Genomic DNA, 11,643 nt, shown 5'->3' on the forward strand with positions numbered 1-11,643 from the left:
AACACAATAATTAGTACCAGTCAAGTTAGGCCGCGAGCCCCCATGGGGGCTCCTCTCTTCCCTCTGTCAAAGAACAGGATACTCCTTACACCAGTCCGGTTTTAATTGTTCCCACTGTCCGGTTTTAATTGTTCCGGAACATAATTTTCGGACCCGGTCGGTAATGGGTCACTTATGGGTGGCCTTCAACAATCGTTTGCCGCAGATAAGAAAGCATTGTACGAGTAGGTAGGGTTTCTTGCCGCTGATACACGCGGATTGCATAAAGGTTTATCTGCGTTCATCCGCGTAAATCCGCGGCTAAAACCCCATAACTGTCCCATTACGATTTTTTCACACCTCCTCAGTTTTGTGTGGGTCTCGGATAAACGCGAGTAGTCGTCTCGTCCACGGATTGACGCCGATACCCGAGAAGCAATCCCCGCTCATCCGTGCCGGCGCGCAGGTGTGAAATCCTGGGATAACTTCCCACACTGAATTCCCCTGTGACTGAGGACGTAAGGCTCGAAATTATCTCACCATTCGCCGTGAGTATGTAGTAAACTGAATCTTGTTGTACCGATCAGCATGCAACAAGGGGTGGCGGACATGGGCAATGCTTTGGTGCGATGCATTCTCGCCATAGCGGTTACCGCCGCGCAGCCCGCAGCGGCACCATCGCTTCATGACTTGATTCGGGAGGCGCTCGCGTCCAACCCCGAAATCCTTGCCGCGAAGACAGCTTCCGAGGCCGCGTCCGCGCGAATCCTCCAGGCCGCAGCCCTCAAGGATCCGCTCCTTGAACTGGAGTATGACCGGATAAATGCCGACAGGGACCTCACGGGGCACCCGATGACCATGTATGCGATCTCTCAGGAAGTGCCGTTTCCCACCAAACTCTACTATCGCGCCAAAATCGCATCGCGGCTCGCCAGGATGGCCTACGAGAACTACCAGTCGAAGGAGCGGAGTATCATCGCCCAGGTGAAAAGCGCCTACGCTGACCTCTTCCTCGTCTACAGGTCTATCGATATCACGAGAGAGAACAAGAGTATCCTCGATCAATTTTCGTCTATCGCCACAACGCGCTACTCCGCGGGCACAGGGACCCAGGCGGACGCGCTCAAGGCCCAGGTTGCACTCGCGAAGATCGAAAACGAGCTGATCATGCTCGAGCAGAAACGCCTGACCGCCCAAGCCAGGCTCAACGTGCTCCTGAACAGGGATCCCTCCGGAAAAATCGGTGTTCCCGTTTCCACCATCGCGATTGCTCGCACCCCCACCCTTGACGAACTGTACGCGCTGGCGAAGGACAACAATCCGGAGCTCAAGGCATACCATTACGGGATCGAACGGGGTGAGGCCGCACTCAAGCTTTCCGTCAACGAGTTCATGCCTGATCTCATGGTGCAATTTAAGCAAATGGTGACGCATGGCAATCTCCAGGGAGGCATGTGGGCCGGGACGCTGGGGATAACCCTCCCACTCTGGTTTTTCCAAAAACAGCTCTTCGGAGTGAAAGAGATGAAGTCGGAGCTCGATATGGTGAGAGCTGAATACCAGATGAAGCAAAACATGGTATTGTTCGATGTGAGGGATTCCTATGCGAGGGCGGAGGCAAATAAGAAAGTGGCAGACCTTTATGGGTCCTCTTTCATCCCCCAGGCGGAAGAAACCATGAAAGCCGCCCTCAGGGGCTACGAATCGGAGAAAGCCGATTTTCTCTCCCTCCTCGACAGTCAGAGAATGCTCATAGAATTCAAATTAGACCGTTACAAGGCTCTCATAGAATTCACAGTAGCCCTGGCCGATCTTGAAAAGGCCGTAGGCGTCGATCTCCACATTGCAGAATGAGGTGGCATATGAGAGTGAGAAAGTTCATTCCGGTAATTCTGATTTCAGCATTGTGCATCGCCATAGTTGGCGCGCTCTCGGGTTGTGGACGGTCACAGTCCGCCGAAAAGGACGCGTACTATTGCCCGATGCACCCCACCTATACCTCCGACAAACCCGGAGACTGCCCGATATGCAACATGAAACTCGTGAGACGGGAAAAGGCAGTCCATGGTCCGCAGTCCATAGTCCATGGCCTACAGCCAACGGTCCGCGGTCCGACAGGGCCCATGCCGGTGCCCGCGCAGGAAAAGACACTTGCTGAAGTGTGCATCGAGCACCACTGTACTATGAAGAATTGCCCGATGATGCTGCGAGCAAACATAAAACCCGGAGAGAGGCTCCTCTGCCCCGTGTGCGGGGAGGTGATATCCACGGCGAGCGGAAAAGTCGTGGAGATATCGGGAAAGCCTCCCGCGGCAGCTTCTGCTGCGACAGCAATCTCCGGGAAGCGGAAAATCCTCTATTACAGGAATCCCATGAATCCGGAGGCCACTTCTCCGGTGCCCGTGAAAGACTCCATGGGTATGGACTATGTGCCAGTCTACGAAGAGGTCGAGGAGGGAGAGGAAGGGCCCGGAGTGTACATAAGCCCTGAAAAACAGCAGCTCATCGGAGTGAAGATAGAACGCGTGAAGAAGATGAAACTGGAGAAGGTCGTTCGCGCCACGGGTAAGATTGCCTACGACCCGGAGCTTTTCGTTACGCAGGAGGAATTCATTCAGGCGCTTCAGAACGAGGACACCCTCAAAGCCTCTGGCCTGAAGGATGCTATGGGCAGGGCACAATCGCTGACGGAAGCAGCTCGCCGCAAGCTGAAGCTTTTTGGGATGAGCGATGACCAGATCGCCCAGCTCGAAAAGACGAGGAAGGCGGACAGGAGCCTTTACCTCCCCCTCACGGGAGAGAGCGTGTGGGCATACCTCGCGATTTACGAGTATGAGATAGGGCTCGTGAAGGTCGGGGATATCGTAGAGCTTTCAACCTCCGCCTATCCGGGAGAAAAGTTCCAGGGGAAGGTGGCGTCCATCAGCCCTGTCCTGGACCCGATGACAAGGACAAACCAGGTGCGGGTCGAGGTCGCGAACCGCGAGGATAAACTGAAGCCTGAGATGTTTGTGAACGCGGTGATACACGTGGCACTCGGAGAAAAGCTCGCCGTCCCCGAGTCGGCCGTCATCGATACGGGAGTGAGGAAGATCGTGTACCTTGCGCGTCCGGGAGGATACCTCGAATCACGGGAGGTGCGCCTCGGGCAGAAGGCAGAGGGATACCATGAGGTTCTGGAGGGACTCTCCGCAGGAGACTCCGTGGTTACCTCAGGGAATTTCCTCATAGATTCTGAGTCGCGCCTTAAATCCAGTCTCGGCGATGAACATAGCCATGGGCAATAACGATGACCACACTGGTAAACGCGATCATTGAGTTCTGCGCCAAAAACAGGTTTATCGTGTTTCTCCTCGTGGGCGCTGTTACCCTGGTCGGACTCTATTCCATGATGCACGTGCCCCTGGACGCTATCCCCGACCTCTCCGATACCCAGGTCATCATCTACTCCCGCTGGGACCGGTCGCCCGACATTATTGAGGACCAGGTCACCTACCCGATTGTCACCTCGATGCTCGGAGCCCCCCGTGTCAAGGATATCAGGGGGTTTTCCGATTTCGGCTTTTCCTATGTCTACATTATCTTCGAAGACGGGACCGATATCTACTGGGCCCGGTCGCGGACCCTTGAGTACCTTAGTAAGATAATCCCGCGCCTGCCTGAGGGGGTGCAGGTGGAACTGGGGCCGGACGCCACCGGCGTGGGGTGGGTGTTCCAATACGCGCTCGTGGATGAATCCCACACGCATTCCCTCGCCGACCTCAGGAGCTTCCAGGACTGGTACCTTCGATACTACCTCCAGTCGGTGCCGGGCGTCGCCGAGGTCGCCACGATCGGGGGCTTTGTCCGGCAGTACCAGGTCACCGTCAACCCCAACGCCCTCCTCGCCTACCATATCCCCTTGATGAAGGTGGTCGAGACTATCCGCAAGAGCAATAACGACGTGGGGGGGAGACTGGTCGAGTTCAGCGGCGCGGAATATATGGTGCGGGGACACGGATATATTAAATCGGTTAAGGATATAGAGGATATCGCCGTGGGAATGGGAAAAGACGGAATACCCATAACCGTCAAACAGATCGGCACCGTGGCAATCGGGCCGGATATCAGAAGAGGCGTCGCGGAGCTCGACGGCAAAGGCGAGGTCGTGGGCGGGATCGTGGTCATGCGCCACGGGGAGAATGCCCTGAACGTCATCAACAGGGTCAAGGCCAGATTAAAGGAGATTGAGCCCGGCCTCCCTAAAGGGGTGAAAATCGTTACCACCTATGACCGCTCCGATCTCATAAGGGCATCCATCGGCACGGTGAAGGATAATCTTATCCAGGAACTGATCATTGTGAGCGTGATGATCATCTTCTTCCTGCTGCACTTCCGCTCCGCGCTCATACCCATCATCGGGCTTCCCATCGCCGTCGCCATCGCGTTCATTCCCATGAGCTGGATGAGAATGACGACCAACATCATGTCCCTCGGCGGTATCGTGGTGGCCATCGGGGACATGGTGGACGCCTCGATCGTGTTCGTGGAGAACGTCCACAAGCGGCTGGATGAGTGGGCGAAGGGGCTGCGCACGGGGAGCAGGGAGGAGATCATGATCGGGGCGATGAAAGAGGTTGGGGCACCGATATTCGCCTCGCTCGTGGTCATGGCAATCGCGTTCATGCCCGTTTTCACCCTGGAGGCCCAGGAGGGCCGCCTCTTCAAGCCCCTCGCGTTCACCAAGAACTACTCCATCTTCTTCGCGGCCCTGCTGGCTATCACGCTCACGCCCGCGCTCGTGATGACCCTCATGCGGGGCAAGGTATACGCATTCACCCCGCGCTGGTTGTGCTCGATTACCAATTTCTTCATTGGCAACAAGATCATTTCTGAAGATACTCATCCCCTCAGCAAATTCTTGATCAGGATCTATCATCCCGTTGCGCTGTGGGCGATACGACATCGAAACCTTGTCGTGGCCGCCGCCCTCATCAGCATGGCCGCCACCGTGCCTGCGTTCATGCTGATGGGGTCGGAGTTCATGCCTCCCCTGAATGAGGGATCCATCCTCTACATGCCGACCACACTCCCGGGGCTCTCGGTTACCGAGGCGGGCAAACTGCTCCAGACGCAGGATAAGATTCTCCGGTCATTCCCCGAGGTCGAGAGGGTCTTCGGCAAGGCGGGGAGGGCGACCACCGCAACAGACCCGGCGCCCTTCTCCATGATGGAGACGACGGTGATTCTGAAGGATAGAAGGCAGTGGCGTCCCGGGATGACCTGGGAAAAACTGATCCATGAGATGGACGAGAAAATGAAGATCCCCGGCACCACCAACGCATGGACCATGCCAATCAAGGCGCGTATCGACATGCTGACCACGGGGGTGCGCACTCCGGTGGGCATAAAGATTTACGGCTCGAACCTGGATGAGATAGAAAAAATCGGCACCCATATCGAACAGGTCCTGCAGTCGGTGCCGGGCACACGCAGCGTGTACGCCGAGAGGGTGACGGGGGGTTACTACCTCGACTTCGATATAAAGCGTGACCAGATTGCCCGTTATGGCCTCACCGTCGAAGATGTCAATGATGTCATCATGTATGCCATCGGCGGGGAAAACATCACCACAACCATCGAGGGACGCGAGCGTTATCCCGTGAATGTGCGCTATAGCCGCGAACTGCGAGATGATATCGAGAAATTGAAGCGCGTGCTGGTTTCGACCATGGATGATGCGCAGATCCCGATTGCCCAGCTCGCCGATATCAGTCTCAAGCTCGGCCCTTCAATGATACGAGATGAGAACGGATTGCTCTCAGGTTACGTGTACGTGGATATGACGGGACGCGACATCGGGAGCTACGTGAAAGACGCGAAAAGGGCGGTGAGTGAAAAGATCAAACTCCCCACCGGTTATTCACTCACCTGGTCGGGCCAGTATGAGTACATGCAAAGGGTGAAGGACAGGTTAAAAATATTCGTGCCGCTCACCGTGTTTGTCATTTTCATCCTTTACTTTTTTACCTTCAAATCCATCACCGAGACACTGATCGTGATGATGTCGGTGCCCTTCGCACTCATCGGCGGTATCTGGTATCTATTCCTGCTGCACTACAATATGAGCATCGCAGTGTGGGTGGGGCTGATAGCCCTCGCCGGCGTCGCCGCCGAGACGGGGTCCATCATGATCGTATATTTGGACGAAGCCTATGCGCGCCGGAAATCTGAAGGCAAGATGCTATCCCTCGCGGACCTCTATGATGCGGTGATGGAGGGGGCGGTCCAGAGGCTCAGACCCAAGCTGATGACGGTCGGGGCGAACATATTCGGACTCATGCCAGTGATGCTGAGCGTCGGCACGGGCGCGGATGTGATGAAGAGGATAGCCGCGCCGCTGATCGGAGGACTCACCTCCTCCACGATCCTCACGCTCGTGGTGTTGCCGGCGATTTATACTCTTTGGAAATATCATTCGGAGATTAAATACGTTTCAACCCCGCACACGTGACCGTGATACCTGTTAGCCAAAAATCATTCTACCGCCTCACCGCCGATGAAACGGCCGCAGCGCTGCAGGTCGACACGCGAACCGGCCTGTCCGAAGGTGAGACCAGCGCGCGCCTTGAACAGTATGGCCCGAATCAGCTTCAGGAAAAGAAAGGCACCACTCCGCTCCAGATATTTATCGAGCAGTTCCAGGATTTCATCATCTGGGTTCTCATCGGCGCGGCGCTGGTGTCGGGCTTTTTGCAGGAGTGGATTGACGCGCTCGCAATCATTGCGATCGTTATCATCAATGCAATCCTGGGCTTCGTTCAGGAATACCGCGCGGAAAAATCCCTTGCCGCCTTAAAAAAGCTCTCCTCCCCCACTTCAAAAGTTATTCGCGACGGCCAACACGGCATCATCCCCTCGAGCGAACTTGTTCCAGGCGATCTCGTTGAACTTGAGGCGGGGGACAATGTTCCTGCTGACAGCCGCCTTGTCTGGCTTACCGCCAATTTCAGCGTCCATGAGGCAAGCCTCACGGGGGAATCAACCCCCGTCCTGAAAACAGTCCACTCCCTGGAAGAGAAAGAGGTCCCGCTCGCCGACAGAGCTAACATGGTGTATCTGGGCACTTCGATTTCATTCGGGAAGGCGCGCGCGCTCGTCACCGGGACAGGCATGCAGACCGAGCTCGGAAAAATCGCTCATATGATTCAGGAAATAGAGCACGAGGCGACTCCCTTACAGCGAAAGCTCGAAGCGTTCGGGAAATGGATTGTGTATCTCTGCTTTGCGCTGGTGGCAATGGTGTTTGCACTGGGCCTGCTCCGCGGGGGGAAGGTTCTCGATATGTTTCTCACCGCCGTGAGCCTTGCGGTCGCGGCGATCCCTGAGGGATTGCCGGCAGTGGTGACGATCGCTCTGGCCCTGGGCGTCCAGCGCATGGTCAGGCGCCACGCGCTGATCAGAAAGCTCCCCTCAGTCGAAACACTCGGCTGCGCGACGGTCATATGCTCGGATAAAACCGGAACTTTGACCAAGAACGAGATGACCGCCCAGGCTATCTATACGGGGGGCAGCCTGTTCAGGATAACCGGAATAGGCTATGAGCCAACCGGGGAGTTCCTGCTCGATAATGATCCTGCAAGGCTCGACGATCACCCCGCGCTCTCTGAAACTCTGAAGTGCGCCGCGCTGTGCAATAGCGCTCAGCTCGTTAAGGATAACGGCGGATACAAGATAGTCGGTGATCCCACCGAAGGAGCTCTCCTGACTGCCGCGGCAAAGGCAGATATATGGAAAAACAGAATCGAGGAGGCACTTCCCTTTATTGAGGAAATACCGTTCGATTCCGAGCGTAAGAAGATGACGATGGTGCGGAAACGAGACGGACAGCTCATCGCTTTCGTCAAAGGGGCGCCCGATATATTGATCGACGATTGCACCGCCCTGTTCGAACGGAGCGGCATTAGAACGCTCTCGGTGGAAGACAGAAAGGCGATTCTTGCATCGAACAGCGCCCTGGCTGACCAGGCGATGCGGGTTCTGGCAGTCGCCTACAGGATATTCGAGACTCCTCCCGAAGACTATGAGCCACGTACTATTGAGAAGAATCTCACGTTTGTGGGATTGATCGCCATGATCGATCCGCCCCGGGAAGAGGTCAAGGCCGCCATAGCAGAATGCAAAAGCGCCGGGATCAAGACGGTGATGATCACCGGGGATCATAAGAACACCGCCGTTGCCATCGCACGGCAGCTCGGGTTTTTTAAGGATGACTCCATCGCGCTAAGCGGCGAGGAAATGGACAAACTGGGCGAGGCCGAATTCGCCAACGAGGTCGCGAGAGTCCCCGTTTATGCTCGCGTGTCACCCGAACATAAGTTGCGGATCGTGCGCGCGTGGCGAACAAGAGGCGATATTGTCGCAATGACGGGAGACGGGGTAAATGACGCCCCCGCGGTAAAAGAAGCTGATATCGGCGTCGCGATGGGGATAACGGGGACCGACGTCACCAAGGAAGTGTCAGATATGGTGATCACCGATGACAACTTCGCGTCGATCGTTGCGGCCGTTGAGGAGGGGCGGGGCATCTACAGCAATATACAGAAATTCATCCACTATCTCCTTTCCTGCAACGCAGGGGAGATACTCGTCATGTTCGTCTCTTCGCTGGTAGGTTGGCCGTTGCCGCTTCTCCCCATTCAGATCCTCTGGGTCAACCTCGTGACAGACGGCCTCCCCGCCCTCGCGTTGGGCGTCGATCCCGTGGATCCGGGGATCATGGACCGCCCTCCACGCCCACCGCACGAGGCGGTCGTCACCAGGCAGCGGGCGTACATAATGCTTTTGCAGGGTGCCTTCATTGCGCTATGCAGTCTCGCCGCGTTCCACTTTGTATTCTGTATCGAAAAGGAAGGAATTGAGCGCGCGCGGACAGCCGCATTCATCGTGCTCGCGGTATCACAGCTCTTCCACTCGTTCAACTGCCGGTCGATGACGGAATCGCTCTTCCGGCTCGGCATCTTTTCAAATGGGAAGCTCGTCATCGCCACGGCGCTGTCGTTCGCTCTCCAAATGGGGGTGGTCTACGTCCCATTTCTGCAGGGGATCTTCAAGACGGAGGTTCTCGGGATTTTTGACTGGCTGCTTGTAGTCGCGATCTCGTCTCTGCCCCTCTGGGCGATGGAGATCGTGAAGGCAGTGAACAGGAGGGTGCACTTTCTGAGGTCTCTTTAGGCCGTTATGTCGGCACCACCGGCGGCGCGCGCCAGGGTCACGGCGTGGCCGGTGATGCGCCTCAGCGCATCCAGGATATCCAGGAATATGGCGGAGCTCCTGATCTCGCACGCGCCGGACATAAGCCTCTTCTCGTGCTCAATGCTGAAATTGCTGATCATCAGCTTAACCGCGCGGCCCTTTTCCGCTACCGTTGACGACAGGCCCCCCTCCCCTCCCCTGACTGCCTGAATGGCGCGGTGCAGGAGCGAATCCACCTCGGCGTGAAGATCCTCGATCTCCTTGAACGCATCGTCACTGAAGAGCAAACCCTCCTTTATTTTCGCCATGGCCGATTCGCAGTAATCCTCTATGCACCCGCTGACCAATTTCAACTGGCTGACCGCGCCGATGTCCGATTGTATGCCCGCCCGTTCACCATCGGGGCGCCCCTCTGCGAGGGCGACGAGAGACGCCGTGAGCCTCTCGGCCTCCCGCTCAACCGCCTGCCCTCCTTCGAGGGCCTGCCGGAGGCTCTCCGCGCGGAAGCGGCCAAAGCCCTCCACCGCGAGCCTGAACAACCGCTCGATCTTCTCCGCCATCTCGCAGATCTCTCCGAGGAGGGTATCCCGGCGACCCAGGAATCCGTTGCGCGCCACTTCTGCCATAGAGGCCCTCACTATCCGATGTCTGCCCTCACCGGGGATTATGCCTGAATCTGAATACCAGAACCGTGATCAGCACCCAGAAGCATACGTCGTACCCGCTGATCGCTTTTTCCATCTCGGTGAGCAGGCTTATCCCCGGTCGAATATCACCGCCGGTTGCTATCAGAGAGTCAATGACTTTGAATATGAAAGTGCCGACGCGGAGCACGACGCTGAACAATGCACACGCGAACACCGATTCGACGAACTTATAACCACACCGTACCAGGAAACCCTCTGATCGACCCGGTTCCTTATCCGCTCGGGCAACGTGGCGAGCGGAGCTGGGTTCGCCCATGGGCGACGCCCCCCCAGAGAAGCGGGGCTGCCCCATGCGCGAGAATCGCAGCTCGCCTCTCTCCAGCGGACCACCGCACTTCGCGCAGGTGCTCCCGCCGAAATAATCGATCTCACAGCGGCTACAATACATCAGTCAGTTCCCCCAAACGATTCAATCGCCTTCCGCTCATCGTCGTAGATAGAAAAGATATCTTGCAGGCGGGCCATCTCAAGGACGTTTCGGGGGGCTCCCTTCAGATTGAGGAGTTTCAAACCGCCCCGCTGCGCGTCCAGGCGCTTCTGTTCAGAGAGCAGGACCCCTATGGTCGAGCTGTCTATGTAGGTAACCTTTCCAAGATCCACCACGATCCTGGTAATTTTGCGGTTGATGTACTCGTCGATAATCTTCCTGAGTTCACCACAGTTATAGATATCGATCTCTCCGGCCATCTCGATAATCCCCACCCTCCCCTCTTCGCGCACGAGCACTTCCATCTTGCCCATCATCCCGAGTATCTTCCGCTTCATATTCCCTCCGATCATTGAGTTAGTTTAACCACTGAAGACACTGAAAATAACCTTCAATTTTTCCTCAGTGTACTCAGTGCCCTCAGTGGTTATTAGTTGCTTTACTTTTCTGTGGCGCCCACGGTGATGTAGTCCTTCATCTTCTCATACTTCTTCCGTCCTATTCCAGGCACCCTCTCGAGCTCAGCCGTGCTGCGAAACGGCCCTCGCGCGCGTTCGAGGGCGATCGCCTCTGCCATCTTATCACCGATGCCGGGGATTGTCGCCAGTTCATCCTGTGCGGCGGTGTTGATATCAATGCGCTTCACCTGCACAGGCCTCCGCACGCGCCTCAGGGCCGTTTCCCTGTTCCGCTCCCTCGCGGCGATCTCCTCACCCGCGCGGGGTACGTACACGAGCTCGTTTTCAACGAGCGCGACAGGAGAATCCAGGTACTCCAGCGCCGCATCCCCCTGCGGCCCGGCGGCGATGGCGGCAGCTCGGGCCATACTCCCCTTCGCTACCCTGTACGCTCCAGGCCGTTCAACGGCGCCCGCGACCGTCACGACTAACGCGTCTCGCGCCCCGATCTGCGACGGTGAAAGGAATATCTGCGGATACCTGACGTATCCGAGGAGCAGGGCAGCGGGAATCAGGACCGCGAGAATGATAAAAACCGCCAGCCGCTCCTCAAAATAAAACTTCATGTTTTGAAATTAAACCACAGATGAACACAGATACACACAGTACCTTATCGGAATACTATATGCACATATTTTCGCCGCAGATGTACGCAGATGAACGCGGATTACTATAGAATAGACTACTACATTGTTAAACTAGTTATTGATAGTTGTTATACCTCATGGTATTATCTTCTAAAGAGAGGAGATACCCATGAGCCAAAAAAGCCACCGCGTTAAGTTGACTGAACATGAACGACAGTATTTGCAGAAGATCGTAGCGTCGGGCAAAGACA

General features: G+C 56.3%; 8 protein-coding genes. 4 read left to right on the forward strand and 4 right to left on the reverse strand.

Translation table 11 applies throughout. From position 1 onward, the window contains the following. Positions 1-588: 588 nt before the first annotated feature. Genes NTX71_11320 through NTX71_11335 form a run of 4 tightly spaced genes read left to right on the forward strand, consistent with a single transcriptional unit; the run spans position 589 to position 9,192 of the window. The gene (locus tag NTX71_11320) at positions 589-1,833 is read left to right on the forward strand and encodes a TolC family protein (GenBank protein MCX6340487.1); all 1,245 of its coding nucleotides are present in this window, start codon (positions 589-591) and stop codon (positions 1,831-1,833) included. 8 nt (positions 1,834-1,841) lie between these two features. Further along, positions 1,842-3,266, forward strand: a complete 1,425-nt coding sequence (locus NTX71_11325) for an efflux RND transporter periplasmic adaptor subunit (GenBank protein MCX6340488.1) — start codon at positions 1,842-1,844, stop codon at positions 3,264-3,266. A gap of 11 nt (positions 3,267-3,277) precedes the next feature. Next, positions 3,278-6,472, forward strand: coding sequence for an efflux RND transporter permease subunit (locus tag NTX71_11330; protein MCX6340489.1), 3,195 nt, complete (start codon positions 3,278-3,280; stop codon positions 6,470-6,472). Positions 6,473-6,474: 2 nt separating this feature from the next. Next, positions 6,475-9,192, forward strand: coding sequence for a calcium-transporting P-type ATPase, PMR1-type (locus NTX71_11335; protein ID MCX6340490.1), 2,718 nt, complete (start codon positions 6,475-6,477; stop codon positions 9,190-9,192). Here NTX71_11335 and NTX71_11340 read toward each other — a convergent pair. From NTX71_11340 to NTX71_11355, 4 genes are all read right to left on the reverse strand, one after another. Continuing rightward, positions 9,189-9,839 (reverse strand): hypothetical protein, encoded by a 651-nt coding sequence (locus NTX71_11340; GenBank protein MCX6340491.1) that lies wholly within the window; start codon positions 9,837-9,839, stop codon positions 9,189-9,191. The genes NTX71_11335 and NTX71_11340 overlap by 4 nt on opposite strands. Positions 9,840-9,867: 28 nt before the next feature. Next, positions 9,868-10,308: a hypothetical protein gene (locus NTX71_11345; protein MCX6340492.1), complete on the reverse strand. Its 441-nt coding sequence runs from the start codon at positions 10,306-10,308 to the stop codon at positions 9,868-9,870. After that, positions 10,308-10,685: an STAS domain-containing protein gene (locus NTX71_11350; protein MCX6340493.1), complete on the reverse strand. Its 378-nt coding sequence runs from the start codon at positions 10,683-10,685 to the stop codon at positions 10,308-10,310. The genes NTX71_11345 and NTX71_11350 overlap by 1 nt, the downstream gene beginning before the upstream one ends. A 101-nt stretch (positions 10,686-10,786) precedes the next feature. Next, entirely contained in the window at positions 10,787-11,371 is a 585-nt protein-coding gene (locus tag NTX71_11355) for a helix-hairpin-helix domain-containing protein (GenBank protein ID MCX6340494.1), read from the reverse strand. Positions 11,372-11,643: the final 272 nt, after the last annotated feature.

The sequence above is a fragment of the Candidatus Auribacterota bacterium genome, assembly GCA_026392035.1.
Classification (GTDB): Bacteria; Auribacterota; Tritonobacteria; order UBA1439; family UBA1439; genus JAPLCX01.